We start from the raw sequence: 26,673 nt of genomic DNA, 5'->3' as shown, positions 1-26,673 counted from the left end.
TGTCCCTGAGTCATTTTATGACCTTTGGGACAGCCCCTTGTTTATGTGTATGCAAGTGCACAGAGAGGATCAGCCTAACGATTATCCACCGTCTCTGGATACATATCATGGTTCATCATACGATGCTCTGCCATCTGCTCATACTTGGTTCCCGGTTTGCCATAGTTGGTGTACGGGTCGATCGAGATGCCGCCGCGTGGCGTGAATTTGCCCCATACTTCAATGTAGCGAGGGTCCATCAGCTTAATCAAGTCATTCATGATGATATTGACACAGTCTTCATGGAAATCACCGTGGTTGCGGAAGCTGAACAGGTACAGCTTAAGGGACTTGCTTTCAACCATTTTAATATCAGGAATGTAGCTGATGTAGATGGTTGCAAAATCAGGTTGTCCTGTGATCGGGCACAGGCTGGTGAACTCTGGACAATTGAATTTTACAAAATAATCGCGGTACGGGTGTTTATTATCAAAGCTTTCGAGAATGGCGGGATCATAGGCAAAAGTGTATTGTGTGCCTTGATTGCCAAGTAGGGTAACGTCGGTCATTTCTTCTGGTTTTCTTCCGGTCATGTTGAGTGAGGCTCCTTAAAGTTGGTTTAGTTTGGTAAAAGGGAGAGGGAGTTATGGTGGGGAGGTTCGGTTAGGCGACGCTTCGCGAAGGATTTGAGCTTCCGATCGCTGTTGAAATGGGATTCTTTCTGATAAAAGATCTATAGGTTAGAATCCCATTTCAAAGGCGAACGCTAACGCTTCTCCAGCTTCAAATCCTCCGCTCCGCTGCGACCGCCGTCAACACCATAAAGTCACTACCCGTTTACTTATAGATTGGTGTAGAAGAGAATAATGCGCGCTCCTATATGAAAGGAGCGATATTCTGTGAGAAACCCCGTCCTTGCGGACGAGGGTTTCTCTCTTTTTATATGGCTTTGGGTGTCGAGGGTGTACTTCGACTAATTTGGTGTATCTTGTGTATCACATACAGCTCGCATAGAATATATTGTATATACGTGTTATACGCCGCGTTTGTTGCCCCATACGAGGGTGTGGAGCTGCGGGAGTACTCTTACATCGTTTAGTCTGGAATCGTCCATGACACGGTCGATAAGCCATTCATAACGATGGAGCAGAGACTCCGCAATCTGTCCGGTGTTCTCCGTATTCACATCTGGATTACCCGTCTGGAGGAACAACGGTATATGTGGATAGCGCTCGTGAATGGTGCGGGCATAGGCAAGATCAGTGTCATCGAAGATGACGACCTTTAGGCTGCATGCTCCAGCATATAGTCTGACCGATTCATCCTCTGATTTCTTTGCGGACGTTGTGATGGAGACGTTTGTTGTAGACTTGGACTCTCCAGCCATCTTCCGGTTGGTCAGACGGGCCACGATATCATCCAGCACCTCCCAGTTGGTCGTCATGCCAGAGCTGGGCGGCTTCGGGGATAAGGTCACTTCATCGATATCGTACAGCCATTCCTGCCAACGGGAGCCTTGTGTTTCGACAGCGGTGGCAATGCCTTGACTGCGTAGCAGGGTAATCAGCGCCCCAAGCTGTGGCAGCAGGGCAGGATTGCCTCCGGAAAGGGTCACATGCGAGAACCGTTCGCCGCCGATGGACTTTAGTTCCTGCCAAATATCTGTGGCACTGAGACGTCGAATTTGATCCTTGGCGCTGCCGTCCCAGGTAAAGGCGGAGTCGCACCATGAGCAATGGTAGTCGCAGCCTGCGGTACGAACAAACATCGTTTTACGACCAATGACCATACCTTCACCCTGAACGGTGGGACCAAACACCTCAAGTACAGGAATAGGGGCTGCTTTAGCCCTATCGAGAGTTGTCGTAGGTTGGTGAGTAGTTACGGTATTAGCATTTACGGTATTACTCATCGAACATCCACTCCCGTCGGAACTCGGCGTAGCTGGTAGGTGTCTCGAACAACCTTACAAATTCGGTACGTCCACCTTCAACACGATTGCAGTATGCATCCGAGGTCAAGGCAGACTCCATTTGTTCAAAGATCCAGACGACCATATTTTCCGCCGTTGTATTCATTGGAGGAAGCGTCTCATTCAAGTAACGGTGATCCAGAAAAGGCTCAATTCGCTCTTTCCAGATTGTTTTGATATCACCAAAATCCAGCGTTAGACCTGTTTCTCCCGGTATTCCGCTTATGCCAAATACGACGATATAAGTATGTCCGTGCAGATTTTTGCATTTGCCTTCGTAACAGTGCAAATGGTGTGCTGCATCGAACGTAAATTGTTTGCTAACAAGTACACGCTTGCGGTGATAGCGCAGCTGAGAGCGCTCAATGTCTGTCCCGAACTGCTGGAGCTTGTCGACAATGCGAAAGGTACCTGGCTCACGCATGACCTTCAACTCCTTGGGAGGAAGCTCCGCGCACCGCGAGATACTGCTCTAGTCCGGCACGACGGAGATTACAAGCAGGACATTCGCCACAGCCATCGCCAATGATGCCGTTATAGCACGTTAGTGTACGGGTTCTTACAAATTCAAAAGCTTTCAGCTCATCGGCCATTTGCCAGGTTTCGGCCTTGTTCAACCACATGAGCGGGGTATGAATCACAAAGGGATAGTCCATCGAAAGGTTCAGTGTGACGTTCAGCGATTTAATAAAGGAATCCCGGCAATCGGGATAGCCGCTGAAATCTGTCTCGCAAACGCCTGTAATGATATGGCGCGCTCCTTTTTGCTTGGCGAGAACTGCTGCGAAGCTCAGGAACAATAGATTACGACCGTCTACAAATGTGCTAGGCAGTTCGCCTTCCTCTTGAGTAATGTCAATGTCGGTGCGTGTGAGGGCATTCGGGGCAAGTTGGTTGAGCAGGCTCATATCCAGTACCGTTTGCGGAACACCCAGCTCGCTGGCGATTCCGGCGGCAACTTCGATTTCCTGCTTGTGGCGTTGACCGTAATCGAACGTCACAGTTTCTACTTCGGCAAAATGTTTTTTTGCCCAAAATAAACAGGTTGTACTGTCTTGGCCGCCGCTGAATACGACGACTGCTTTTTCGTTTGTAAACATAAAAAACCTCTCGATCTTCTTGGAATGGTGTAAGACACAGCGTCTTGTCACGTGGAAGAAAGAGAGTTCTTGAACCGGCTTCAACAAAAAACAGGCCTTGCCCCGCAAGTTCATTTTCAAATGCGGAGGACAAAGCATCGTTAGTTTTTTATAGAGGGAGTTCGCGAACCTCTCCCATGCGTTATGCATGGATTTTCTTCATTAGCATCTGCCACGAGGACAGACAGCTTCATTAATAGCATTGCCATTATAGCATGGTAGGACTATTTGATAAACACTCCACCAAACGGAATGATTTCCCTTAAAAGTCGTTTGATTACGCCATCGTCGTTCATATCCTGCTGAAGCCGCCGATGATGCTCACCGGCATGAAATAATACAGTACCATGTCCAGTCATTTTAAAATGATAGTTCATATGCTGGCTGGCCAGATGGTTACCGTATACGGTTAACTCCAGCTTGGCATTTTCTGGATAGGCTATGACGCTGCTCGCATCGACATAGATCGGCTCTGACGGATGAAGTTGTTCTTGACATACCAATCCCTGTGTCAAAATACCAATGTGACCTATACCGTCAAATTTCATTTTAATGACATCACGGCTAAACAACATGTTTTTCATGCTTAGTAGCTTGGTACGCATTTGGATGCCGGCGCTGTACCAGAACAGGTTGCGAAAATCGTATAACAGATCATCGCTTCCTTCAAGCTTGATCATCTTCAGACTAAAGCCAGGAGGAAGTGCGGCAATTAGTCGGCAAGCCCCTGTGAAATCGGCCTGAATCAGTTTGTGCTTGCGGTACATGCCTTTAATATTCATCAGCTTATCACTACGGCCTGCACTGGGGCCGCGATAGGCGATAATTTGCTGCGGATGCAGAACGTGCAGCTTTTCCCCTTCAGTCAGGTCGAGCGTTACGACTGAACCGACGCTTTCATCATGGTGTTGTCCTGCTTGTATGTCCATTCAGACCTTTCATCCTTTCAGGCAGTTAGTATCTTCCCGAACGTCGACGCATCCCGTAACGCAACAGTCGGATACCGATAAAATAACCGGCCAGCAGAATGATAGCCGTGATGATGAGCATTTTATTTCGGTGTGAAGCCTGATCGCGCTGGGTTTGAAGATTTTTTAATTCTGTAACAGTGTCGTTCAGTTTGCGGTTTTGCTCCAGCAGTTGGGCGTTCTGCTTCTGATAGGTTTCAATGCTGGTGCGGGCCTTTTCCAGATCTTCCTGTGTTTGTCGGTAGCTTTCCTTGAGTTGGTACACATCGCCGGGCAACCGCGAAAACTGCTCAAAGCCTTGATATACATCATCCCAATAAGCAGCATGAACTTCGGGTACACGAGTTACCCCAAAAATAAACAAAAGTGCTATAGCAGCGCAGACAATGCGGCGGTACAAAGCCAAGCGACAAGTTGCTCGTGCCAAGAGATGTCCCCCTTTTGATAAACCAAGATGTTAGATGTTACAGATCATTACCCATAACACATGGTTACGTACAATATAATGATTTGGATGCAGGTTTTAGAATATACAGACGACAAATACGGGAAAAGATGATCAAAAAAACTCGATATATTAGTTTAAGTGTACCTTAAAACGGGTATATCAAGGAAGCGGCAACATTCCGGCAGTTTTCCCAACAAACGAGTAAAGAACAACCCGCACCTGATCAGGGCTTGAATAGGAATATATGAGCTGAAATATATTAAAAATAGATATAGAAGGAGATTTTGAAAGATGAACGACAGAGAGCAAAACTATACCATTTTAAAAATTACTGTTAATGGAAAGCCATTATCAAAGGAGCTCATCGTGGACAGCACTACTTTTGCTCCTATATCCGATGTTTGCACAAAGACGAATGTTTCTTTAACGGAAACTTCAATTTCATAAGTTTAAATATATGAAGTAGACTATCATGTAGCCCGGCATACGCCGGGCTATTTTTGCGTATTTATGCAATTGGAAAGGATTAAAATGTTATTTCGCGAATTAGGTCCCCTTTCATAAAGATTACCATGTATAATTTTCACAATCAAACATATGTTCCCTGACAATATAGTGTCAGATAACACTGTTAATTTAGAGTTACATGTTCTTTTAGGGGGAATTTACCAGTGGTGAAGTCAATGCTCAATGTAACGTACACATGGGACAGAGAGTCTATATCGGCGAATGGGTCCAAACAAGTAAATCTACTGATAGAATGGGGCTATGGAGCTATACGTAAAAGAAAAGGGAACCTAATACCGAAGGCAGCGGGATGTGACCTTCAACTTCAGTTCAATCCAGAAAACGGGGTAAATCTATTAAAAGTTGAAGGGGTGAGACTCGGGTTTAAAGAATCAGAAAACGGTGATTGCATGTTTGTTCACTGTGGTGATGTATGGCGGGGCAAATATAGACAAGCTATTTTGACGTTTTCTATCCCTGCTCACGCGTCCGGAAGACATACGATTGGAATGATCGAGTGGAGCTGGCGCAAGCCATCGCAGGAAAAGCGAACGCTGATCCGGACGGACCAGCTCTATATCCATTACACGCATCATCTTGGTTTGCTGAGCATGCCATCCAACCCGAAGGTGGAAAAATACATAAAGCTGAATGAGACGTCCCCAATTGTGAAAAAGGCATTGCGTATGTACGAGAAAGGGGAACCTGAGCGAGGAGCGTTCATCCTTACGAGACAAGCAGATGAATTGCTTATATGTGCAGCCAGAAGCGAAGACATGGACTATCTGGAGGAAGCCGAGTTACTTTTGTCCCTACGCAATAAATGGAGTGGGCCTTTTGTATCGTTTAAAGCGTATAGCTCTAAGGTCTTTTTTAATAAGGAAATATCGATAGGAGATGTTCATTTTACGGAGAATGATAGGCTGAGATAGATAATTATGCTAGTTTATTTGAGCAAATTAGTGAGTCTAATTTACTATCTTTTTGTAAAGGAGAGACTTCCTTGACTGATCGGTTGATACGTTTAATGCGGATTATTACTATTGTTCAGGCAAATCCGGGGATATTGGCAAGAGAGCTTGCCGAACGTTGTGAAACATCAGAACGTACCATATACCGAGATATGGAGGCGCTAAGCGCTATGCATATTCCGATCGCGAATATGGGGCATGGCAAGGGATACATTTTTATTAGCAATTTTGCTTTGTATCCTCTGAATTGGACAGAAGAAGAGGCAGAGGCTTTTACCAAGCTGGGAGAGATGATGGAAACGATAAAGCCTCTTTTACCGCCAGCTTTTGAAAGTGCTTATGAGAAAGTGATGGCCTCTAGTCAGAAAAAAAAGATGGACCAGACGAGCTTCGCGCAGGAAATGAAAAATATCATCCGGCTCGGCTCGACACTTGATCGGGAAAACCAGCCCTATCTGCTCAGGCTGATTGTTTTGGCGAGTCTTACGCAGCAGACAATTGAAGCGGAATACAGCTCGCCTCAAAATGAAGATGTGTCATTGGTGCAAGTAGATCCTTATTGTTTGGTTCCTCAAGACCGGCGGTTCTATATGCTTGGTTTTTGTCATAAGCAATCCGCCATGAGAACCTTTCGGATCAGCCGCTTTCGGAATATGAGGATTTTGCCGTATACGTTTCAAAAAAATACATCTGAAATGGAAATGTTTTTTAAAGGCACCTGGTCGGTGACCAAAGGAAATCAAAATATTCGGTTTGTGGTACGTTTTTCTGCCGATTCTGTATATCGGGTCAAAGAAGAGGAACTGTTCATCAAGCCTCTTCTCAAGGATTTGCCGGATGGAAGTTTGTTGTTTGAGGTGACGGTCAATCATGACCGTGAATTTCTGGATTGGCTCACATCCTATGGAGCTGAAGCCGAGATTCTGGAACCTTTACGGTACCGCAAACGTATGCAAGAAATGCTGCGAACCTGGGGGGCGTTTTACTTCGATAAGAAGGCTGGAAATCAAGAATAACAGGGGGGAAGATCCCCCGGGACGGGCCGGGGAGCTATCTGCTTAACGGTCCTTAAACAGGTTGGCGAGATTGCCGAAGGGACTGTACTGCTCCTGTTCTTCTTCTGGCGAAGAGTAGACGAGCTTTGAGCCGCGACTTTCTTCATCATCGGCAGCATTATGAACTAATGTAAGACGATCAAAATGGTGCATGAAAACCTGAGCAGTATTCACGGCATCATCCAGTGCTCGATGCTGTTGACCGTCAAACTCAATGTTGCACAATTCCAACGCCTGAGACAGGCTCAACTGACGATACTTTCCATTGGAACTAAACAGACGGGAAATTTGCTTCTGTATATCATTTGTATTATGAATCCAACCGAGATCTACATGATGAGTACGACAATGGGATACCAGCTTCTGACGGTCATCCGGGCCCCATGCGCATAAATAATAGGTCGAATCCGTGCCTAGCCAGGCAATAAATTGCTTCACAGCTTCAGGAAAGAGTGGAGCGGCATCAATGTCTCGTTGAGTAATACCCGTAAATTGAACAGTATCTGTAGAGATTACAGGCCGATTTGATGGTCTCACAAAACTGTGAAACGTATCCGCCACGAATAGACCATCTTCTCCATGAATAACTTTGACGGCACCGATATCAATGATTTCGGAGGAATATCTGGCGTTACGGCTAACGGTAAATTCAAGATCATAAATAATGTATTGCATTTTAAAGGACTCCTTCCACACACATAACTGATCCCGATGGATACCGGGACAAATGTTCTCTGCCCGAATAACTCTTCTCCATCATACCTCTCGGTTCACAACTTGTCAGCGGTTAAAAGGCTTGCTTTCAAAAAAAATATGCGATGTCCAAATGGGCTTGGACTATCGCATATCTAAAAACTCCTAACATATAGCAGCATCCGAAACCACTTGGATTCCGAACGCTGATGTTGCTAGCTATTGAATTAGGCCGGGAGGTCTAACTTTTGCCCCGGATAAATGCGGTGAGGATTCTTCAACTTATTCAACTGCTGAAGCTGTTGCCAGGTAGTGCCGTGTTTGCGGGAAATGTCATACAGTGTATCCCCGGATTTCACAACATACACATGGCTATTTGCAGCTTGTGCAGTGGTCGATGCCTGCTGTGGTTTGCTAGTTTGAGACTTTGCAGGTGCCGGTTTCACAGGTGCTGGTTTCGCAGCCGCTATGGAATCGGATTGCGGTATCTCCTGCAGAGATGCTGGCGTCGTGGTCGGAGCAGACGGCACAGCTTGTGTGGCAGGGACAGAAGTTTTTCCGTCTGCCTTGGCTTCTTGAATACGGCCGGCCGCTTGTACTTGCAGGCTAGCAGAGCCCACTTTTTGCATATAGCGGATTAACGCTTCATCCAGCGATCCGAACATACCTGCCTGTGGGTATTTAGCGAACATCGTATATTGATCACCGCCTACAGCAGTAAAATCATTGGTAGCCAGTGTGTATGTTGAATCAGGATCAAGGGCCTTTCCACCAATCAGGATGGAGTGAACACGGCCGCCTTTGGCTGCTGAGGTGTCTATTTTGAACGAGATGCCGGATACTTGTGGGAAGCCCCCGCTCGGTTCCGGGTAGGAGGCTGCGCCATTTTCCAGTGCGGCCTGAAGGTCAGAGCCTTTCACTTTCAGGGTAACGATTTGGTTGCCGAAAGGCAGTACGGTGATGATGTCTCCCTTGGTAACCGTGCCTGCTTTGATGGAAGCACGGATGCCGCCACCGTTTGTTAAAGCCACGTCTGCTCCCGAAACGTCACGCATAGCATCGGTGAGCAGGTCGCCGAGATTGGTTTCACCCGCACGTACCTTTTCGCGCGCTCCTTCAAGATCTACACTTGTTTGTGCTACAACCTCTTTAAGAATAGGTTCTTGTTCTTTCTGAATGGAGGCGATTAATGCAGCAATTTCAGCGTTGGGCTGAACGTCAGCAGCTTGAGTCGAATCGATCAGCTTCGCTTGCTTTTGGACAACCTTACCGCCGTCTACCCATAGATCCACTACACCCAGATACTTGGTGTATTCACCTGCACTAGCGATCAACGTGCCATTGTCACCGAACAAGCCTTTTTCCAGCACGGTATGGCTGTGTCCGTCGATGAAAATATCAATGCCAGGCACTTCCTTCACGACCTTGAGGCTGGTGTCTTTGCTGGACGCATCTTGTCCTAGGTGACCCAGAGCAACAACAACATCCACTTTGCTGCGGATTTCGTCTACGGCCGCTTTGGCTTCAGCCGCAGGGTCGGTGAATTGAATGCCTTCCACATTTTTAGGATTGGTTTTATATGCCGTTTCAGGCGTAGTTAGGCCGATAATACCGATTTTAACGCCATCCACTTCTTTAATAGTATACGGTTGGAACAAACGTGTTCCGTCCGTTTGCTTAATGTTGGCGCTCAGTACAGGGAACTGAATCTCTTTACTCAGCTCAACCAGATGCTTCCAGCCGTAATTAAACTCATGGTTACCGGGAACCATTGCATCATAGCGCAGCTTGTTAATTACTTTTACGATACTTTCACCATTGACCAAAGTAGCGAAGGTCGTTCCATGAACGGTATCCCCATCATCCAGCAGTAATGTATTAGGATTGGCGGCGCGATATTGATCGATAATGCCCGCCAGCTTGGCGAAGCCCATTTCCTTGTCGTTGGCGACCACGTGGGCATGGGTATCATTCGTATGTAGGATGGTGATGTGTTTACCGCTGACTGGAGACGGTGTTGTTCCCGTTCCTGCTGTTCCCGCTGTTCCCGCATTAGCAACTGGGTCCGCTGCTGCTGTGCCGAGACAACCAAGTAGAAGCGCGGCGGTCGTCAAGATCGACGAGAGTTTTTTCCATGAGTTCATGTTGTTCCTTCAACCTCCCATAAAATGAATGAATTAGAGAAACCGCTTACGTCCACATTTTATCAGATGATTGTAAAAATAACTCTTATTTTATATCAAAGCACTACATTTTTTTGAGATATCGGTTGTTAAATCCACTGTCTAGTTACCTATATTATAGAGGCAGTAATAGACAATCAACTCATAGAATAGGAACTATTGTTCTGTTTTGTGATCAAAAAAATGGGCAGTCTCTTTGGGCAGCCCGATCCGGGGTAAATAGTGATCCAATGTTTCGTCAGCCAACGGTGGATTCCCTGCACTCAGCAGCAGCACAGCAAAGCGATTAGCCTGTTGTTCAAATTTTCCTGGAGAAAAGTAGGAATGTTCCTCCATAAAAAAGCGGCTAATGCCTTTATGCAGTCGGTCATGTCCCAATTCATGCGCACAGACGAACCGTTCCCATTCTGGTGTAAGGCCGTTGTGGATGACGATAAATCTTCTGCGCAGCTTGTGATAATACAACCCTTTGGTTGTGGAACCCAGATCGCAATATCGGATATGGATGCCTAGGGCTTTCGCAATATCAAAGGGACAATTGGTACGGTATTTTCGGACAAGTTTGTGAATGAGTTCGTTCATGCGTTCACCTGCTATCCCTAATCTTTTCTCGCCCCGGGATCTGCGGGCTTTTTATGTTTGTTCATTTGCTTGGCTTCCCAGAACAGGCCTGTCAGTACGTCCTTGATCCGTTGACGGTCTTTTTCATCGAGCGGAATGCCATCAAACATTAATTCGTCGTCTTCCTCCAGCATTTTTTTAAAATCCCGGCGGTCTTTGGAGTTTGCCCATTCTGGTACAGTAGAACGATAAAGCTCATGCGGATTTTGCTCTATAGAATCATCATCTGCCCAATATCCGGCGGCCTTCATCATTTCGGTATAGGATACGCTGAGCGCGTCCGCTATTTTGCGGAGGGTGGAGGGTTTGGGAACTCCACGCAGTCCATTTTCGATGCGGGAAATTTGTGAATTACTAATACCTGCGGCATCTGCCAATTGGTTGATGCTCAATTGCTTGTGCTCACGCTGCTGTTTTAGGTAGGTTCCGAATGCTGGCTGTTCCACAATGGAGCTCCTTTCTGCAATAGAATCATAGATTCAGCTCTATTATACCATTAGGTAAATAGTAAAAGCACGTAATATGCCAAAAGGCATAGAAAAGTAGAGCGAATATCCTGTTTTTGGGGCTATATTGCTTTTTTTCACGATGGATACCTATCCTAAATAATGTTATGTTATACTCAAGATACGAACAAAAGGGGAACACAATGTAAACAAGTGCGTTTTTTATTTAAAAATACATCATTGTCAAAAGGCATAATATAAGGAGTGTTGCTTTTCATGAGAAATAACTTACCCGAATTAGACCGTCGCAAAACGCAGAATGCATTGGAGGGTGTATTTGAGAAATACCGGATTTATAAAACAATAACCTTTATGGATCGAGAAAGCTTTATTACTGCTGGCTATACGGATCGCCCGAACGGACCCACGAATGTAACAAGCGACCCAACGGCCCGAACTGCTGTATATAATGTAGATGCTCCTGCCGCCCGCTTGGCCTATTGCCAAATGGTGGATGCCGTAGTGAGCCGCTTGAATGAACGTGAACAGCTGCTCATCCGTGAACGTTATTTAAAGGATGACGACGTGTTCGATTACAAGGTTTACAATTATGTGCTGGACCCACCAGTCAGCAAGGATACGTACACGAAGCTTCGCACACGTGCTTTTTACAAAATGGCGCTAGCGCTGGCAGACCAAGGCGTTCTGAATCTGGCAAGCTTGCAAAAGGGTGCGGATCGAAGACTGGGGTAGGTAAATGCATAGGGGTCACAGTCTGTGGCTCTATTAACTTAGACAGCAAGGAGTATGAACCATAAAGGTGAATAAGAAGCATAGGTCTCAATTAAAATGGGAACGGAGGACGGATGTAGTGAGAAGTGAACCAGAAATGATGAATATGCTTGTAAAGTTTGCTATGAACGATAAAAGAATACGATTGGTCACGATGGAAGGATCACGTACAAACTTCAATGTTCCTCCTGATTCATTTCAAGATTATGATATTTCTTACTTTGTAACAAATATGGATTCTTTCAAGGAAAGTGATCAATGGCTGAACGTGTTTGGGGATAGGCTTATGATGCAAAAACCCGAGGATATGGAGCTTTTTCCATCAGAACTAGGTAACTGGTTTTCATATATCATTCTTTTTGAGGATGGAAACAAATTAGATCTGACACTGATCCCTATAAATGAGGTAGAGGATTATTTTACGAATAGCGATGGTTTAGTTGAGGTTCTGCTCGACAAGGATGTGCTGATCCAAGAGGAAGTGATCGCAAACGATCATCAATATTGGATTAAAAAGCCCACTGCAAGGGAATTTGATGATTGCTGTAATGAATTTTGGATGGTTTCAACTTATATCGTAAAAGGATTGGCGAGAAAAGAAATCCTGTTTGCTATTGACCATTTGCACGAGATTGCACGACCTAATTTGTTGCGAATGATGGCTTGGAAGATTGGATCAGAGCAAGGGTACACCTTTAGTGTAGGAAAAAACTATAAATTTATAAATCAGTATCTTCCTAATGAAGATTGGAAAAGCCTACTATCGACTTACTCAGAGAACGGCTATCGAGAAATGTGGCAGTCTTTACTTACTTGTTATTCATTGTTTAGAACATACGCTAAGGCTGTGGCAAGCAGTTTGAAATATGAGTATCCAGAATACGATGAAGCCATTACTAGGTACACTGTAAATATTTATAATTCATTGAATTGAACGATATAATAACCGCCTTTTTAAAGGGCGGTTATTTTTTTGTGTACAGCATCAATAATCAGATTAAACGCATTTTTAAACATAAGAACAAACGTTCGCGAAATGTCGTCTAACTTCATCCCTAGTCTCTACTTTTATCGTCCATTTCTCCGGCAACGCATTCGTTATAAGGGTGTAAGATTATATCATCGGGAATCAAGACAAGAGGACATATCGAAGACACACACAGTCAAACGTTAGCCGGCCAATAGGGCCGGTTTTTTTCATGCGGTTATCGTCTCTGTCACTTCCCGGGAATTCATTGATAGAAAGGAGGAGTCGTGTTGCCTAAGCAAGGGATGCTGCAATGCATGAGTACAAGACTGCGCCGGATGAGAACATGGAAGTGGAAAAAAGCCTGGCTAAACAGCCACAACATGCGAGCACAGGATACGCAAGGGTGGCATGCCACAGGATGAGACAAGCCTTTAAGCAAAAGCTCATTGACATTATTCCAGCACTGCAAGGGCGTGTATACGATGTTCAGCCCCCGTCGCAGACGGCAGAGGAACCGTATGCTGTTATGGCGCTAGGCGAGGAAATCTGGAAGTCTTCCTGGGCCGGTTACCGGCAGGTTGTTCGTATCAAGCTGTACGCAGGACAAGCGGGGCTGGCGCAGGCCGATGTATGGGCGAATGCCTTGATTGCCGGACTGCACCGGGCATCGGTGACAGGCAAAGGTGAGGACACGTCGGCTTTTACCGCACATTATTTGGGCGTGCGGGATGCAGAAAAGCTGGACACGGTTACGGGCAAGGCCTATAGAACGCTGCGTTTTGGCGTGTATGTGCCTGAAACGGAAGGCGGTTCGGCTACTCCAGCACCTGGTGCAGCACAGCCAGAAGAATGGCTGGCAGCGCTGGTCCGCTGGACGCAGAAGCAACTGGGCGAATCGTGGTCGGTATACGCCGACGCATGGCCTGCACAGCCGGGAAGTCACGCGGTATTATGGCGGCTGAGCGGCTGCGAAACCCGGATGGCGGGAGCTTCCATGTATGAGCTCCGCAAACGGTTCATCGGGCATATCACCGCCCCGGATACCACCGAAGAGAATCGTGCAGCTTCCGCGCTGGTCGAAGGCTTTGCCGCTCAAATCCAGCTTCCTCTGGAGCAGGACAAGGGCCGTTATATGTCTACGGCTGAAGCATCAGCCGATTTGCAGGCAGATGCCATTTTAGACGGTCAGCTTCGGCTGACGCTGGTACAGCGGCGTATGCGTCCGGCTGAGGAAGCGGCATTGATTCGCAGAGTGGAAATTCATCCTATTTTGAAATGAGGTGGTCCGAGTGACCTTGGAAAACCAAGAAAAGGCCCCGGTACATGACGGGCAGGAAGCGAGTGGCCCACGCTACACGCTGGAGGAACTAAAGGAGCACGCAGAATCATTGTTTTCTGTGAAAGAAGAAGTGCTGGCAGGCGCCTTTTTTGGCGCACAAGACAAGCTGTTCACGGTAGCAGAAGCACACACTAAAATCGAACAATTTATGAAAGCGAAGGTGGATTAATTATGGCAGGCGGAACATGGGAAAACACGAATAAACCGGTATTGCCGGGTTTGTATATGAATTTTCAGGCAGCAGCAGCTTCAGCGATTCAAGGTGGATCACGTGGTACGGTCGTTGTACCTGTCAAGGCAAATTGGGGCCCTGTACGTGAGTTTGTAGAGGTTGGCAGTGAAACGGCTATTAGCCAAATCTTCTCCGGCGACAGTGAGAACGGTGCGACAGCATATTCCACATTGTATCTGGCTTTGCTGGGAGGTCCGAAAAAACTGCTCGCTTACCGGTTGGCAGATGACACGGCTGCTGAAGCGTCTGTAACGCTGAAAAGCGGTGGCGAGACCCCGACCGACGTGCTGCGTTTGAAGGCTTTGTACACAGGAAGCCGCGGTAATGGTTTTGCCGTAACGGTACAGCCGACTTTGGGTGACGAGCAAGCTCGTGAGGTGCGCCTTTATGAAGGAACCAAGCTGCTGGGTACGTACAAAGGCAGTGACGGTACGGCTGCTTCGATTGCCAAAGCGCTGAACGAAAATAGCGAAAACGTATGGGTGAAGGCCGAGGTTGTCGGCGAAGGTGGCATTCCAGCGGATGTTAGCGGCGTGCATCTGACAGGCGGCAATAGCGGCAATAGCAAGCTGGTTAATGCCGATTACATCGCCATGCAGGAAGCATTGGAAGGACAGGAGTTTAATGTGCTGGCCCTCGATTATGCAGCCGATCTGGCATTGCTGCAAAGCTTTGCTGCCTGGATCAAACGTGTGCGGAGCGAAGGCAAAGGCGTCATCGCTGTATTCGGCGGTTCTGCGGCAGACGATGTGTCCAAAACAGCTGTCAGCTTGGCCTCTGCACGTTCCCTGGCGCTGAACCATGAAGGCATCGTGAATGTGGGTACAGGTGTACGCCTGGCAGGTACGGACTACAGCTCCGCCCAAACGGCTGCCTATGTAGCCGGGCTGATTGCAGGCCAACGTTTGAACCAATCCGCAACGTACGCGGTTACGCCTTTTGAGGATGTAACCCGCCGCTGGACACGTTCCGAGCAGGAACAGGCTGTCCGTAACGGGGTGTTCCTCCTGTTCTTCGACGGCCGTCAGGTCAAAGCGCTGCGTGGAATCAACAGCTTGGTGAACCCGTCTGCCGGACAAAACAACGCATGGAAGAAAATCCGTTCCATCCGTGTTATGGATGCCATTAACGCTGACTTGCAGCGTGCAGCCGAAGAGACTTACATTGGCAAAATCAACAACACGGTGGAAGGCCGTCTGGCACTCATCGGTGCGATCAAAGAATACCTGGCACAGCTGTCGCTGAGCAACGTGATCGAGGCAGATGGCTACGATGTCATTCTCGACCCAGCCTACTACGGTGATGCGCCAGTCATCAAACCGGAGCCGGATCAAGTGTTCCTGCAATGGAACGTGAAGCTCACCGACGTGATGGAGCAGCTGTTCGGCACATTTTACGTGCAATAAATAAGCATTTTACGCGTATAAGCATTTCGCATGCAATCAGCAGAAATAAAGTAGCTTTTTAACAACGAGGATTTTGTGAAATCCCGAACTATATTATGAATTATTTTGAGGAGGAAAAAGAAATGTTGGATGCTTCAAGAGTTATTTTAGGTACGTTTGGTCAGGCGTATATTGATGGGGTATGGCAGACACATATTAACAAGCTGGAAGCTAGCGTGGAAATTGATAAAAGAGAACTGAATTTGGTAGGTAATACGTGGAAAGTCCATAAAAATGGAGCTAAAAAAGGTACTGGGACGATGAGTGGTTACAAAGTAACTTCTGATATGATTCGTCGTGGTTTTGAGAAATTCGATATTATTTCCAAACTGGACGATCCCGAATCTTTTGGACATGAACGTGTCCGTTTGATTCGCTGCATGCCGGATAAAATTCAATTGGCTAACTGGACTGCAGGGGAAGAAGTGCCAGAAGAAACTACTTTCACCTTCGAAGGCTATGAGCTGCTTGATCCTATCGTTGCTGAATAATTTATTGGTTATGGTGGGCCTGGAGTAATCCGGGCCCAATTTTCAAAAATTTATTAGGGGGATTTAATATGAGTTTGCCTGAAAATATGTCAGAGGAACAAATTTTGGATAGTCTTTTTGAAGCTGCAGATAAATTACCAGAGGAAACTGTTCGTATTCAGCGCCTGGATATGCTTCTGACACTTCGTGGTTTGACATCCAACAAAGTAGATAGCATCCGTGAACGGTGCACAATTCGTAAAACGATTAAAGGCCGTGTGGATGAAAAAGTAGATACAGAAACATTCAATGCACTGCTTATCTCAGAAGCTACGGCTGGTCTAGAAGTAAAAAGTCTGCAAATTAACGGATGGGGTGATCCGCGAATTACTAGCCGACTTAAATTGTCTGGTGGTGAACAAGCAGTGCGTCGAATGCTTCTGGCAGGTGAACTGGATGCAGTAGGGGATAAGGTGCTGGAATTGTCCGGCTTCGGTGTGGAAATTGATGATCTAAAAAACTGATTCGCTCCGGCGGAATGACATCGGTGCTGTATCATCTGTGGATACGGCATCATCTCCGTCCCGGAGAGTTTTGGGCCTTAAACAGAGGTGAAAAATCCATGTTAATTGCATTTGCTGAAGAGGAACTAGACGCATTATCCAAGCAAATACAGCAATGATAGATACGTAAGGAGGTGAGTAAATGGCAGGATCAAGTAACTATAGAGTTAATATTGTTACAGATGTAGAGGATTTGATAATTACAAACCGGGAACTTAAAGCAACAAGTCGCTATATTGAGCAGATACAACGGCTTTCTGATCGCCTAGGACGTGCCCGTTATCAGAGCTTGATTAAGCTGAATACGGAACTTAAGTATATGCATAGGCATCTTGGGAATATTTACAGCCTAGCTGTTCGTCTTAGCCGGCTACGCATTAGGCCAAAAGTCTTTCTCATTGACAAGGCCACCCCAGTGCTTGAAGCGCTTATCAGAAAGTTAAAAAGTCTAAGGGATGCCTATATTGTTGCACGTGCTAAAACAGGCATTGATCAAGAAGGAACGAATAAGAAAAAGGCTAGCGGCGGCAACGGAGGAAATAATTTAAATGTTTCAAATATTGTGAACAAGTCTATCAGTGTTACTGCAAAGGTAGAAATTAAGGATCCTAAATTTGACTTTAACTTTAATTACGATATCAAAGTTAAACCACCAAGATTGAATATTAGAGTCGCAGCTCCTAAATATGCGCCTAAAATCAACGTAAAAACAGGTCCTATTCGAGTTTCTCCAAAAATTAAGGTGATCTGTAATTGTTGCTGTTGTGGGAAAAAAGGAAAAAGTAAAAAAAACATTGCTGAACAAGATGGGCCTGATGGCAAAAGCAAAAAGAAAAATAAGCGCAACAAAAAAAGTCCTAGCAAAAAACGAGGAATTCCTAAGCTGTGGGAAAAGGTAAAACGTATTGTCAGCCCGAAACCTGGATCTAAGCCAGTTCCAGGGGGACAACCGAGTGGGAATGCGGGGACACTTGGGAAAATTTTAAATTTCGGAAAAAAGCTGCTTGGCAAAAATCCTGGCAGTACACTAAAAAAATTAGCTAAGGGAGCTATGAAGGGGGGCAAGAAGATACTTGGCCCGATTAGTATTGTTTTAGATATTGCTGACATTGCTACTGCTTCGCCAGAAGAACGTCCGGCTGTCATTACATCAGCAGTTTTAGGAAGCGGTCTTACGGCAGCTGGCGCAGCCATTGGTACAATGATTGCTCCAGGTATAGGTACTTTAATCGGTGGCCTTATTGGTGCAATTGCAAGTGTTATAATAGATAGTTTAGCAGGTGAATGGCTGAGTCAAAAGTTCTCTGAAATGAGTAATTGGGTCGAAGAAAAGGCTACTTCTGCAATGGATTGGGTTGGAGAAAAAGCTATTGGTGCAAAGGACTGGATTGGCGAGAAAGCCGGTGTTGCAAAAGATTGGGTTGGAGAAAAAGCTTCACAAGCAACGGATTGGATGAGTAATAAAGCATCTGATGTAAGTAATTGGTTTTCTAATCAAACAGAAAGTTTGAAAAATGACCTCTCCAATATATTTGGTTATTCAAATAAGCCTGAGAAATCACAACCTGCTGGTTCTGTAATTAATGCATCACAATCTTATAATCCCGCTTCCACTATACCTGTGGCGTCGTTAGCTCTGTCAAGATTTCCTTCGGTTGATCCGGGGCTTCCATTACCATCTTTTATTCAGGATGCCCAAAACCGCTCCAAGGTAATTCAAGGCATGGGGCCAGGTGGTTCACAGATTCCTACGGTGAAAGGAGGAAAACCAGCTCCTCAATTCGTGCAAATAACGGATGAACAAATGAGTAGCTTTTCAGGCTTTCTCAAGGATTTCAAGACAGAAACGAACAACCAAATTAGTGTAACGTTACCTCCTGGAGCAGTACAGGTAACAGTTCAAGAAGATTCTATTGATTTCGACACGATGGCACTTCAAGTTGGATACCGAATCGTCAATGAAGTCCGGCAGGCGATTATTAATAGAAAGGGAGGAGGAGATAGTAGCTCTCTTAAAAAAGGTAAAGCCGTACTAGTTTAATGTAAATCTATCACAGCAGAAAGGAGGGAGGCTATGGGTATAGACTTTTTTCTGATTAATGGTCAAAGCGTGTTTCAATTCCCAGTTAATCCCGAAGAGGTGAATATTTCACGGCAAAAAGGGTATGAAACAGTTACGATGCTTACACATGGAGAATTTGATTTTCCACAAGGAGAAAAGGTGAAAGAAATCACCTTTTCTTCTTTTTTTCCTAAGGTGTATGATGCATCTTATTGTCGATATAAAAATATTCCAGACCCTAACGAAGCGATGAACAGGTTGAATGCAATGTTAAAAGCAGAGAATCCTTGTCAATTTATTATTACAAATACGCTCATTAATGTTCCTGTTTTTATTATTGCCCATAATACCACTTTTCGGGGAGGAGAGGTAGGAGATATATATTTTGAAATTACTTTGCGTACATGGCGTGAACCCAAAATAGTGTTGCGAAAAGGGGATTCCCCCCAAAAAGTAAACTCTAGTAAGCTTCCACGTACGAATCTTAAAACCAAATCTAAGACGTACACTGTCAAAACTGGAGATTCGCTTTCTAAAATTGCCAAGCTGGAGTTGGGGGATAGCTCCAAATGGAAAAGTATATATCAACTGAATACAAAGACCATAGGCAACAATCCGAATAGGATTAAAGTGGGCCAAAAGCTGGTGATGCCATGAGCTACCAAGTAATACTCCAAGATAAATATGATCTTACCCCCCTGGTTGAGAAAATAACTTTAAAAGATGCTCTAAACCAAATTGCATATCAGGCGAGTATCCGTGTAGCTGCTTCTCAAGATATACCCTCAATTACCCCAGGAATGCCTATTCGCGTCAGTGGAATTCCATTTGGAAAAAACGCGAAGGTACCACTTCTCCACCCTGCTGTTGTGTGGGAAGTAGAGAGCTCTAACAGCGGCACAAAACGTTTCTCTCTGGTGGTATATGATCGGACAATTTATTTGGATAAATCTGAAGATGAATATTTATTTCCCAAAGGACAGACAGCCACGCAAAGGTTGCGGAAATACTCAAAGGATTGGGAGTTTCAGATTGCTTCAATACCCGATACGAAGGTGCAGTTAGGAAAAGGTATCTATCGTGCCCAGACCCTATATTCCATGATGCTTGCTGATTTGAAAGAGACAGCAAAATTGGGCGGAGACTTGTATCAGTTACGTATGACAAGTTCTGGGCTGGAGTTGTTTAAAATCGGTAGTAATCCTTCCCCTTACGTGCTAGACCGATTTATTGACCTTACGCAGTTACGGACACTTGAGGGAGCCGTAACTAAAGTCAAAGTAATGACAGCTGATGAAAACGCAGGAAGCGGACAAGAGGTGCCGTCAAAGATACTAGCTGTAGCAGAAGGGGATACTAAAGCGCTAGGTACTTTGCAAAAACTGGTGGAAGATGATCAAGTTAAAGCAGCTGGTGGAGCCAGTAAGCTAGCTAAAAGTCACCTAACTGGGATCCAGGAAACTTTTACGGTTAATTTACCAGATATTAATACCATACGTGCTGGTGAAGCTGTGATGTTACAAGGACTAAAACTGATTGTTACTTCAGTCAGTCGGGATTTGGGGAATCCGGGGAATATGACTTTAGAGCTCGCTTCCTTCGATATGGTTAAAAGGAGGTATTTTCTTGAGTAAAGATCCTTATGGTGCATTTGTAAGTGTAATGCAGTCGTCCATGGTGGGACACACCCGGCAAGCGCTGAGTGGAGTTGGTGCAGTATTAGGTACCATCACCTCCACAGGACTCAAGTTGGACGATTTTAAACATGAGCTTCAGGATTATCTAGTCGCGGAATTACCTGGATTGCTATCTGTACCACGCCATATGTACAAAGGTACCTCGACCTCGGTGGAATCAGAAAATTGGGAAGGCAAAGAGCTGAAAACTTCCTTTTATATCGGGGAAGATGAGCTGGAGGATGTAAATCTGAGTCTGAACAAAGGACTTAAGCCTGGGAATCGTGTACTGGCGGTGCGGGTGAATAGTGGCAACGATGTGGTGGTCGTGTGCAAGGTGGTGAATGGACGTGGCTAATTTGTTTCCAGAAACAGACGATATGATTTGGACAGACACAGATGTGACCAATCCAGATGTGCTGGAGGATAACCGCACGGTATTTGGGCGAAGTTGGAGGTTTGATTTTGAAGCCGGCGAGTTTGTTATGAGCCCTAGCCGTAAAATCGTGACTACAGGCGAGAAAGAAGCTTGGGTACAGTGGTGTGAAAAAGCGATTCGCACTCCTCGCTACCGTCATGTGATCTATTCACCCGACTATGGAAGCGAGCTGGAGGAGCTGATTGGCAGCAGCTATGGGCACGGTGTGCAGGAAAGTGAAATTAAACGCATGGTCACAGAGGCGTTGCTAGCAGATGCACGTACGGTTAGTGTGGATCAGTTCACTTTTCGCTGGGAAGGTGAGGCATGCTATTTTAGCTGCCAGATTACGAACGTGCGGGATGAAACGGAAATTGTGGAAAGTGTGGTGATCTAATGGCAGACTTGCCGGAATATTTGGTAGACCAGACGGAAGAGGAAATTTTAAATCGGATGCTGGAAAAAGTGCCTTCGGACATCGATAAGTCCGAGGGCTCTTTTATTTGGGATGCACAGGCGCCGGTGGCATTTATGCTTTCCGAAGCGGCAATCTGGGCGCAGGAGCTGCTGCGTCGAGGCTTTGCCAGCACAGCAGCCAGCGATAACCCAGATTTTCGCTCGCCGGAGCTGGATTTGCGGACAGCAGAGCATGGAGTGACACGGCGGGAAGCCGTTGCGGCCTCAGGTAAGGTTACGTTCACAGGTACAGCGGGGACAACTGTCCCAGCGGGAACGTTGGTGGCGACTCCGGCAGATGATGTATCCGGAGAAGCCTCCATTGAGTATGCGACCACGGCCTCGGTCACGCTGGATGAACAGGGTACAGGAGAAGCAGTCATTCGGGCGGTTAATCCCGGACGCAGGGGCAACGTGCCAGCGGGTGTCATTCAGGTGATGGCTACTCCAATTAGCGGGGTTTCCTCCGTGATCAACACGGAGGAAACCAAAAGCGGCACAGACGTTGAGAGCGACCAACTGTTGCTGGAGCGTTTTTATGCCAAGGTGCGGAACCAGGGCACAAGCGGTAACAAGGCGCAGTATACCCAGTGGGCGAATGAGATAGCTGGCGTTGGTGGCGTGGAGGTTGTTCCGCTCTGGAAAGGGCCAGGAACAGTGGGGTTATATGTGCTGGATACGGATAAACGAGCAGCCAGCCCGGATATCGTGGCTGCAGTGCAAAAGTATATTGATCCGACCCAGGATGGGCAAGGCGAAGGGCTAGCACCAGCAGGCCCCGTGGTGACGGTCATGCCAGCGGCCGAAGTAGAAATAAACATTTCGGTCAAGGTACAGCGCACCAAAGAGAAGCCGTCCACGCTGGATGAAATCAAAAAGCTGATCGAAAACGGTGTGCGGACGTATTTGCAGCAGCTTGCTTTTTACAAGGCAGACCCGTTGGTACGGTATACCCGGATCTCTGCTGTGCTGCTGGACATTCCGATTATTATTGATTTCTCTGAGCTGAAAATTAATGGACTGAGCAATCAGAATATTGAGATTGGATCAGGTCAGGTGGCCGTGCTGGGGACGGTGAACGTTGGTGAGTAACAATGAAACGAACAGTTTTGAAGATTTATTGAATAACCCAGACGAGGGAAAACGTGCAAACCGTAGTGACACTTTTGTTAATCGAGTAACTCTAGCGGAAGATGCAATGGGTCAAATGAGCAGCGAGCGGGGACGCGAGCTGCTTTCCTATTTGCCAGCTTATTATGAAACCTCACGTGTGATGCGTTCTGATATGGATGCTAAAGGAAGCGAATTGGACGCTTTGTATCTGGCAATGGACGCAACGGTGGGACAGTTTTTCGTACGTACTGCCACCTGGGGGTTGGAACGCTGGGAAATGGAGCTGGGGATCGAAACCGACCTGGCGAAGCCATTGGATCAACGGCGTGCCGTGGTGGAATCGAAGCTGCGAGGGGCAGGGACTTTTTCCGGCCGACTTGTTAAAAATGTAGCTGAAGCGTATGACGGAGGCACGGTAGAGGTTACTTTTCATCCTGCCGAATGGGGATTTACGGTCAAATTTATAGATACCATCGGAATTCCCCCCAACGTAGAGGACCTGAAAGCAGCCATTGAGGAGATCAAGCCCGCTCACATGGCAGTGGAGTATAAATTACGTTACCTGACCATTGCCGAAGTGGAGTCTATGACTCTCTATGAAAATGAACATACAACACAGGATAGATATTTAGGAGGTGGCGCATAACATGGCAAGCGAAAAAACACCGAATCTTGGTTTAAATCAAATTGACCGCACATCACCCAAAACCACGTATTTTGATTTGGAAAAGTATCTGGATCAAAACTGGCGGTCTGTTGATGAATTTGCTGGTGGTGTGGATGATAGTGTAAATGAGATTAAGAAGCGCCTGGATACGACGGAACGTAAGGCGGTAACTTTGGAACCCGGAGTACAGATTGTTCATGCGGAAAAGGCCGCGCCATTTTCGTTGACGGGGCTGAGCGGGCGTACGTTGGTGAATTTGTTGGGGCGGATGGGAAGCTGCGAGACCGTAAGCGACTGGTCCTCAAACGTAGCTATTGCAATTGATAATAATAACAAGACCAACGGTAGTAGCTCGTTTAAAATTACGCTGGGTAGTGTGCCGGCAACCGCGTCTGCAAGTTTTTTGACCACACCTGGACGAAAATATATCGCAATAGCAGACGTAAAAAGTGGTAATACCAGCAAGGTGGCGATATCAATAAATGGTATTGCTGGTGCGGTGGGTAATGAGGTGACTTCTGGTTCTGTTTTTGCGCCGTCTGTTGTACGGTTCACGGCGAAGGAGTATTTTCACATCTTGACCATCACAGGCACGGGTGCGACTGGTAATACGTTTAATATGGATAGTGTGCGCATATACGAGATCAGCGATGCAGATTATGCAGTAGCCGCAAGTCTTACGCCTGCACAGGCCGCAGCTAAGTATCCGTATGTTGATAGTGTAATGCCTGTACGTAATCCATATGCGATACGGTACGGTGAAAATTTGTTACCGAGCTTCTATGAGTGGTCAGCCAAGCAGGGGACGCCAGCAGTAGTAAGTGAAAAAAGTGTTACTGTCACGTTAGACAACAAAATAGTACACACTGTATCGCCGCTAGTGTCTGGACAAAAGTACACTGTATCAGTCCAGTCGGGCGGGGCGACTGGTAGAATTACAGTAACGGATGAACCAGAATCTGCTATTGTTGTTGAAGCGTCAGGCTCAGGGTTGTTGAGTGCCACATTCACGGCAACGAGCCGAGCTGCTAATATCCGTTTACTAGGCACGTCATCGACAGCCGTTACAATGTCAAACCCCATGCTTAACATCGGCAGCACAGTCAAGCCTTTTAAGCCGCGCGAAGACTCAATGTTAGCGTTGCAAACAGACCTGTACGCCGATCCAGTTACAGGATCTAATACAGATACCGTTTTCGAACGGGACGGGCAATACTTCAAGTCTAAGAAATGGCACAGGCTGGCGCTTGATGGGTCGTTTTCATGGGGGTTGTTCGGGAGTTACACAGGGTATAAAGTTGTAGGGATTTCCGGCCTACCTTTAGCTCAGGCTTTTGATTCGCTGTATGTCGCTAAATTTGATGGTAAGATACTCACTAAAACCGGAGCGATGACAGCGGCAGATAACGCCTATTTCCGACAACAGCCAACCAAGGATGCGTTTGATGTATCTATTCCCACCGCGGATAGTGGATGGGGAGACAGCTACACGCCGACAGTAGATGAGATTAAGGCGTACTTCATGGGCTGGAAGATATACGACAGTGTAGACCCTACCGGAGTATCCGCGTACAACCGAACGGACGGTATTAATAAAGCTTGGACACCGTTGGATAGTTTTAACGGATCTGGCTACAATGGCGCTACCACCTCAGTACCTACGGTGACAGCGGACAAAAGTGGGATAGCGTACACACGTAAGACCTCGTGGACACCTTACCAACTCGTTTATCAACTTGCATCACCTACCGTGGAGCCTATCGTATCCGAGGGGCAGTTATCATTTGTAGAGGGAGATAATCAGGTTGAAGTAGGTACGGGGATTGTGCTGCGCGAAAGATCAGGTATTAATACTATGCCTGGTGTTTACGCATACGTGAATGCCGAGTTCCCTTTAAAATACAAGCCGAGGGATATCCTTGCTGTGTACAAGAATGGTAAAAAGGATTCACGGTGGGAAATTGTTATTAGACCGGGGTCTGACGTATTCGCACCGATAGGAATAGCGTTTGCACGGTTAGTTGAGGGGCTGTATGACCCCGCTGATAGCTTTTCAACAACCTACCTTATGACGGACGCATCTCCAGTTGTGCCGTTCACAGGCTCTTATGCAGCCAATGAAAAAACGCTACTTGCGGACTTGGTGAATAGTGTACAACAGAATGCGTCGCGCGTGTCTGTGCTGGAGAATAAGAAGGTTGACAAAGATAATACTGCATGGCTTACGCCTACGCTGCTTAACGGTGCTGCGAATACAAGTGCCAATGAGCAAGCGGTACAGTATCTCAAGACCTCTGACGGTTATGTCATGTTGCGCGGTGTGCTTAACATAGCCGCTTTAAATACAATGGCTTTCCGTTTGCCTGTCGGATACCGTCCGCTTAAATCAATGCGTTTTGTAGTTTCGGCAAATCAGGCTTTTGGTCAATTCCTTGTAGGCGCTAGTGGCGACTGCTTTTTATCATTTGGTTCCCTAACTGTCGTAGATTTAAGTGGTATTGTGTTCCTAGCCGAACAATAAGGAGGTCTAACACATGAAAGCAGTACCTAAAGTAAATACAAACGGCCTCTATCTAGAGGACGAGCTTGTGGACGATACCTTTTCAGGTATCGTCCCTTTTTATACTCCATCTTCGCCTACGCTATCTGATACAAACCAGCAACTAGACACCCATCGGTTTGCTGACAGTAGCTCTAGTACCACAGATGGAACAAGTTCAGAAAACACCCTTGCTGGTTATACAGTAGGGATTTCAGTGCCACCTGGTTTATACCATCCTTGTTTTGACATCCAAGGTTGGCTGACCTATGAAGCGGAATATAATCAAAAGCTGATAGAAGCACAAAAAGCCTATGAGCAGTTGAACAACGAATCCCAAGCTTTATTTCAGAAGCAGCATGATGAATGGAAAAACAAGCTGGAAAACGAACGTGGAGACGAACCTGTATATTCTGTTCAGACATTCACGGCTCCGGAACGAAGAGAGCCGATGACGTTCTGGAGTGAAGGGTTGAGTGATGAAGCAATTAAGGAACTGACACAAAAAGCAGAGCAACAGCCAAGCGAGACAGATCAATTGAAGCAACGTATTGCAGATCTCGAAGTGACGCTGACCCAAATCATGCTTGGTAACAAAGGGAAATGACGTGTACTGACGATTATATGTAACAACAATCTTTATAAAAAAGAGGTGAAGTCATAACCATGGTAGCTTTAACAGAGGCTCAAATACGTATTTGTGCTCATGCTTGCATCACTCGCTATGAGCGCGGAGAAGGCGATATAGCAACGATCATGGGAAGCTACGCTTTAAATGAAGAAGAGCGTGAACAAGTAATGAAGATTATTTTATCCAAGCGTTCTGATCTAGTAGGGGGCAATGTAGATAACTCGTTATCAACCGATGCTCCGAATGAACAGGAAGAAACGGTTAAATGGTATAACTCTATTTTCCGTAAGAAAACAGTATAGAGAACAAAATAAAATT

Annotated in this window: 31 protein-coding genes and 1 riboswitch; of the genes, 21 read left to right on the top strand and 10 right to left on the bottom strand. The window is 46.2% G+C overall.

Going from position 1 to position 26,673, the window contains the following annotated elements:
• Positions 1-74: 74 nt before the first annotated feature.
• The 6 genes from queF to ACXHJ2_RS17695 form a co-directional block, all read right to left on the bottom strand.
• Positions 75-572, bottom strand: a complete 498-nt coding sequence (queF, locus tag ACXHJ2_RS17720; RefSeq protein WP_007429143.1) for a preQ(1) synthase — start codon at positions 570-572, stop codon at positions 75-77.
• 440 nt (positions 573-1,012) lie between these two features.
• Positions 1,013-1,891 (bottom strand): 7-carboxy-7-deazaguanine synthase QueE, encoded by an 879-nt coding sequence (gene queE / locus ACXHJ2_RS17715; protein ID WP_165080383.1) that lies wholly within the window; start codon positions 1,889-1,891, stop codon positions 1,013-1,015.
• Positions 1,884-2,375 carry a 6-carboxytetrahydropterin synthase QueD gene (queD, locus tag ACXHJ2_RS17710; RefSeq protein WP_013369759.1) on the bottom strand — a complete coding sequence of 164 codons (492 nt, stop codon included), beginning with the start codon at positions 2,373-2,375 and terminating at the stop codon, positions 1,884-1,886. Before queD ends, queE begins: the two co-directional genes overlap by 8 nt.
• Positions 2,368-3,051: a 7-cyano-7-deazaguanine synthase QueC gene (gene queC, locus ACXHJ2_RS17705; RefSeq protein WP_013369760.1), complete on the bottom strand. Its 684-nt coding sequence runs from the start codon at positions 3,049-3,051 to the stop codon at positions 2,368-2,370. The genes queD and queC overlap by 8 nt, the downstream gene beginning before the upstream one ends.
• 134 nt (positions 3,052-3,185) lie before the next feature.
• A riboswitch (PreQ1 riboswitch) is annotated at positions 3,186-3,229 on the bottom strand.
• An 85-nt stretch (positions 3,230-3,314) separates the two neighbouring features.
• Positions 3,315-4,019, bottom strand: coding sequence for an AIM24 family protein (locus ACXHJ2_RS17700; protein ID WP_025679469.1), 705 nt, complete (start codon positions 4,017-4,019; stop codon positions 3,315-3,317).
• Positions 4,020-4,044: 25 nt separating this feature from the next.
• Positions 4,045-4,485: a hypothetical protein gene (locus tag ACXHJ2_RS17695; RefSeq protein ID WP_013369762.1), complete on the bottom strand. Its 441-nt coding sequence runs from the start codon at positions 4,483-4,485 to the stop codon at positions 4,045-4,047.
• 312 nt (positions 4,486-4,797) lie between these two features.
• Between ACXHJ2_RS17695 and ACXHJ2_RS17690 the strand changes: the two genes are divergently transcribed.
• From ACXHJ2_RS17690 to ACXHJ2_RS17680, 3 genes are all read left to right on the top strand, one after another.
• Positions 4,798-4,953: a hypothetical protein gene (locus ACXHJ2_RS17690; protein WP_013369763.1), complete on the top strand. Its 156-nt coding sequence runs from the start codon at positions 4,798-4,800 to the stop codon at positions 4,951-4,953.
• Between the two features lie 224 nt (positions 4,954-5,177).
• Entirely contained in the window at positions 5,178-5,945 is a 768-nt protein-coding gene (locus ACXHJ2_RS17685; protein WP_013369764.1) for a hypothetical protein, read from the top strand.
• Positions 5,946-6,016: 71 nt separating this feature from the next.
• Entirely contained in the window at positions 6,017-7,000 is a 984-nt protein-coding gene (locus tag ACXHJ2_RS17680) for a helix-turn-helix transcriptional regulator (RefSeq protein ID WP_013369765.1), read from the top strand.
• A gap of 42 nt (positions 7,001-7,042) precedes the next feature.
• Here ACXHJ2_RS17680 and ACXHJ2_RS17675 read toward each other — a convergent pair whose 3' ends face one another.
• The 4 genes from ACXHJ2_RS17675 to ACXHJ2_RS17660 form a co-directional block, all read right to left on the bottom strand.
• Positions 7,043-7,714, bottom strand: a complete 672-nt coding sequence (locus ACXHJ2_RS17675; RefSeq protein ID WP_013369766.1) for a 3'-5' exonuclease — start codon at positions 7,712-7,714, stop codon at positions 7,043-7,045.
• Between the two features lie 245 nt (positions 7,715-7,959).
• On the bottom strand, positions 7,960-9,876 hold the full coding sequence (locus ACXHJ2_RS17670) for a 5'-nucleotidase C-terminal domain-containing protein (RefSeq protein ID WP_165080385.1): 1,917 nt from the start codon (positions 9,874-9,876) through the stop codon (positions 7,960-7,962).
• Positions 9,877-10,071: 195 nt separating this feature from the next.
• Positions 10,072-10,497, bottom strand: a complete 426-nt coding sequence (locus tag ACXHJ2_RS17665; RefSeq protein ID WP_165080387.1) for an ImmA/IrrE family metallo-endopeptidase — start codon at positions 10,495-10,497, stop codon at positions 10,072-10,074.
• 17 nt (positions 10,498-10,514) lie between these two features.
• On the bottom strand, positions 10,515-10,982 hold the full coding sequence (locus ACXHJ2_RS17660) for a helix-turn-helix domain-containing protein (protein WP_165080389.1): 468 nt from the start codon (positions 10,980-10,982) through the stop codon (positions 10,515-10,517).
• Between the two features lie 276 nt (positions 10,983-11,258).
• Between ACXHJ2_RS17660 and ACXHJ2_RS17655 the strand changes: the two genes are divergently transcribed.
• From ACXHJ2_RS17655 to ACXHJ2_RS17570, 18 genes are all read left to right on the top strand, one after another.
• Positions 11,259-11,735 carry an ArpU family phage packaging/lysis transcriptional regulator gene (locus tag ACXHJ2_RS17655; RefSeq protein ID WP_090888190.1) on the top strand — a complete coding sequence of 159 codons (477 nt, stop codon included), beginning with the start codon at positions 11,259-11,261 and terminating at the stop codon, positions 11,733-11,735.
• Positions 11,736-11,853: 118 nt separating this feature from the next.
• A complete protein-coding gene (gene ant(6), locus ACXHJ2_RS17650) occupies positions 11,854-12,708 on the top strand; it encodes an aminoglycoside 6-adenylyltransferase (RefSeq protein ID WP_165080391.1) in 855 nt (284 codons plus the stop codon).
• Positions 12,709-13,031: 323 nt separating this feature from the next.
• Positions 13,032-13,166 carry a hypothetical protein gene (locus ACXHJ2_RS17645; RefSeq protein WP_267127955.1) on the top strand — a complete coding sequence of 45 codons (135 nt, stop codon included), beginning with the start codon at positions 13,032-13,034 and terminating at the stop codon, positions 13,164-13,166.
• On the top strand, positions 13,163-14,023 hold the full coding sequence (locus tag ACXHJ2_RS17640; protein ID WP_013369773.1) for a hypothetical protein: 861 nt from the start codon (positions 13,163-13,165) through the stop codon (positions 14,021-14,023). Before ACXHJ2_RS17645 ends, ACXHJ2_RS17640 begins: the two co-directional genes overlap by 4 nt.
• Positions 14,024-14,033: 10 nt before the next feature.
• Positions 14,034-14,252, top strand: coding sequence for a hypothetical protein (locus ACXHJ2_RS17635; protein ID WP_013369774.1), 219 nt, complete (start codon positions 14,034-14,036; stop codon positions 14,250-14,252).
• Positions 14,253-14,254: 2 nt separating this feature from the next.
• Positions 14,255-15,721 carry a phage tail sheath family protein gene (locus tag ACXHJ2_RS17630; RefSeq protein ID WP_025678600.1) on the top strand — a complete coding sequence of 489 codons (1,467 nt, stop codon included), beginning with the start codon at positions 14,255-14,257 and terminating at the stop codon, positions 15,719-15,721.
• Between the two features lie 122 nt (positions 15,722-15,843).
• On the top strand, positions 15,844-16,251 hold the full coding sequence (locus ACXHJ2_RS17625) for a phage tail tube protein (RefSeq protein ID WP_025678602.1): 408 nt from the start codon (positions 15,844-15,846) through the stop codon (positions 16,249-16,251).
• A gap of 68 nt (positions 16,252-16,319) precedes the next feature.
• Positions 16,320-16,754 (top strand): phage tail assembly chaperone, encoded by a 435-nt coding sequence (locus tag ACXHJ2_RS17620; RefSeq protein ID WP_165080394.1) that lies wholly within the window; start codon positions 16,320-16,322, stop codon positions 16,752-16,754.
• A 181-nt stretch (positions 16,755-16,935) separates the two neighbouring features.
• Positions 16,936-18,834: a phage tail tape measure protein gene (locus tag ACXHJ2_RS17615; RefSeq protein WP_165080396.1), complete on the top strand. Its 1,899-nt coding sequence runs from the start codon at positions 16,936-16,938 to the stop codon at positions 18,832-18,834.
• Positions 18,835-18,873: 39 nt separating this feature from the next.
• Positions 18,874-19,512, top strand: coding sequence for a LysM peptidoglycan-binding domain-containing protein (locus ACXHJ2_RS17610; RefSeq protein WP_165080579.1), 639 nt, complete (start codon positions 18,874-18,876; stop codon positions 19,510-19,512).
• On the top strand, positions 19,509-20,489 hold the full coding sequence (locus ACXHJ2_RS17605) for an XkdQ/YqbQ family protein (RefSeq protein WP_165080398.1): 981 nt from the start codon (positions 19,509-19,511) through the stop codon (positions 20,487-20,489). Before ACXHJ2_RS17610 ends, ACXHJ2_RS17605 begins: the two co-directional genes overlap by 4 nt.
• Positions 20,482-20,889: a hypothetical protein gene (locus tag ACXHJ2_RS17600; RefSeq protein WP_165080400.1), complete on the top strand. Its 408-nt coding sequence runs from the start codon at positions 20,482-20,484 to the stop codon at positions 20,887-20,889. Before ACXHJ2_RS17605 ends, ACXHJ2_RS17600 begins: the two co-directional genes overlap by 8 nt.
• The gene (locus ACXHJ2_RS17595; RefSeq protein ID WP_165080402.1) at positions 20,876-21,346 is read left to right on the top strand and encodes a DUF2634 domain-containing protein; all 471 of its coding nucleotides are present in this window, start codon (positions 20,876-20,878) and stop codon (positions 21,344-21,346) included. Before ACXHJ2_RS17600 ends, ACXHJ2_RS17595 begins: the two co-directional genes overlap by 14 nt.
• On the top strand, positions 21,346-22,497 hold the full coding sequence (locus ACXHJ2_RS17590) for a baseplate J/gp47 family protein (protein ID WP_165080404.1): 1,152 nt from the start codon (positions 21,346-21,348) through the stop codon (positions 22,495-22,497). Before ACXHJ2_RS17595 ends, ACXHJ2_RS17590 begins: the two co-directional genes overlap by 1 nt.
• Positions 22,490-23,164 carry a YmfQ family protein gene (locus ACXHJ2_RS17585; RefSeq protein ID WP_165080580.1) on the top strand — a complete coding sequence of 225 codons (675 nt, stop codon included), beginning with the start codon at positions 22,490-22,492 and terminating at the stop codon, positions 23,162-23,164. The genes ACXHJ2_RS17590 and ACXHJ2_RS17585 overlap by 8 nt, the downstream gene beginning before the upstream one ends.
• Before the next feature lies 1 nt (position 23,165).
• Positions 23,166-25,706: a hypothetical protein gene (locus tag ACXHJ2_RS17580; RefSeq protein WP_165080406.1), complete on the top strand. Its 2,541-nt coding sequence runs from the start codon at positions 23,166-23,168 to the stop codon at positions 25,704-25,706.
• Positions 25,707-25,719: 13 nt separating this feature from the next.
• Entirely contained in the window at positions 25,720-26,331 is a 612-nt protein-coding gene (locus ACXHJ2_RS17575) for a hypothetical protein (RefSeq protein ID WP_165080408.1), read from the top strand.
• Between the two features lie 59 nt (positions 26,332-26,390).
• Complete coding sequence (locus ACXHJ2_RS17570; protein WP_165080410.1) at positions 26,391-26,657, top strand: hypothetical protein; 267 nt, start codon at positions 26,391-26,393, stop codon at positions 26,655-26,657.
• Positions 26,658-26,673: the final 16 nt, after the last annotated feature.

It is taken from the genome of Paenibacillus sp. ALE3 (genome assembly GCF_054113405.1).
The sequence above is the reverse complement of the archived record's forward strand: the minus strand, read 5'-3'. Positions and strand labels throughout refer to the sequence as shown.

What these genes read in the sequence shown, in the direction of transcription:
- queF (WP_007429143.1), bottom strand. Translation starts at nt 572, where the DNA reads ATGACCGGAAGAAAACCAGAAGAAATGACCGACGTTACCCTACTTGGC.
- queE (WP_165080383.1), bottom strand. Translation starts at nt 1,891, where the DNA reads ATGAGTAATACCGTAAATGCTAATACCGTAACTACTCACCAACCTACG.
- queD (WP_013369759.1), bottom strand. Translation starts at nt 2,375, where the DNA reads ATGCGTGAGCCAGGTACCTTTCGCATTGTCGACAAGCTCCAGCAGTTC.
- queC (WP_013369760.1), bottom strand. Translation starts at nt 3,051, where the DNA reads ATGTTTACAAACGAAAAAGCAGTCGTCGTATTCAGCGGCGGCCAAGAC.
- ACXHJ2_RS17700 (WP_025679469.1), bottom strand. Translation starts at nt 4,019, where the DNA reads ATGGACATACAAGCAGGACAACACCATGATGAAAGCGTCGGTTCAGTC.
- ACXHJ2_RS17690 (WP_013369763.1), top strand. Translation starts at nt 4,798, where the DNA reads ATGAACGACAGAGAGCAAAACTATACCATTTTAAAAATTACTGTTAAT.
- ACXHJ2_RS17675 (WP_013369766.1), bottom strand. Translation starts at nt 7,714, where the DNA reads ATGCAATACATTATTTATGATCTTGAATTTACCGTTAGCCGTAACGCC.
- ACXHJ2_RS17670 (WP_165080385.1), bottom strand. Translation starts at nt 9,876, where the DNA reads ATGAACTCATGGAAAAAACTCTCGTCGATCTTGACGACCGCCGCGCTT.
- ACXHJ2_RS17665 (WP_165080387.1), bottom strand. Translation starts at nt 10,497, where the DNA reads ATGAACGAACTCATTCACAAACTTGTCCGAAAATACCGTACCAATTGT.
- ACXHJ2_RS17655 (WP_090888190.1), top strand. Translation starts at nt 11,259, where the DNA reads ATGAGAAATAACTTACCCGAATTAGACCGTCGCAAAACGCAGAATGCA.
- ACXHJ2_RS17640 (WP_013369773.1), top strand. Translation starts at nt 13,163, where the DNA reads ATGAGACAAGCCTTTAAGCAAAAGCTCATTGACATTATTCCAGCACTG.
- ACXHJ2_RS17630 (WP_025678600.1), top strand. Translation starts at nt 14,255, where the DNA reads ATGGCAGGCGGAACATGGGAAAACACGAATAAACCGGTATTGCCGGGT.
- ACXHJ2_RS17625 (WP_025678602.1), top strand. Translation starts at nt 15,844, where the DNA reads ATGTTGGATGCTTCAAGAGTTATTTTAGGTACGTTTGGTCAGGCGTAT.
- ACXHJ2_RS17620 (WP_165080394.1), top strand. Translation starts at nt 16,320, where the DNA reads ATGAGTTTGCCTGAAAATATGTCAGAGGAACAAATTTTGGATAGTCTT.
- ACXHJ2_RS17615 (WP_165080396.1), top strand. Translation starts at nt 16,936, where the DNA reads ATGGCAGGATCAAGTAACTATAGAGTTAATATTGTTACAGATGTAGAG.
- ACXHJ2_RS17605 (WP_165080398.1), top strand. Translation starts at nt 19,509, where the DNA reads ATGAGCTACCAAGTAATACTCCAAGATAAATATGATCTTACCCCCCTG.
- ACXHJ2_RS17595 (WP_165080402.1), top strand. Translation starts at nt 20,876, where the DNA reads ATGGACGTGGCTAATTTGTTTCCAGAAACAGACGATATGATTTGGACA.
- ACXHJ2_RS17590 (WP_165080404.1), top strand. Translation starts at nt 21,346, where the DNA reads ATGGCAGACTTGCCGGAATATTTGGTAGACCAGACGGAAGAGGAAATT.
- ACXHJ2_RS17580 (WP_165080406.1), top strand. Translation starts at nt 23,166, where the DNA reads ATGGCAAGCGAAAAAACACCGAATCTTGGTTTAAATCAAATTGACCGC.
- ACXHJ2_RS17575 (WP_165080408.1), top strand. Translation starts at nt 25,720, where the DNA reads ATGAAAGCAGTACCTAAAGTAAATACAAACGGCCTCTATCTAGAGGAC.
- ACXHJ2_RS17570 (WP_165080410.1), top strand. Translation starts at nt 26,391, where the DNA reads ATGGTAGCTTTAACAGAGGCTCAAATACGTATTTGTGCTCATGCTTGC.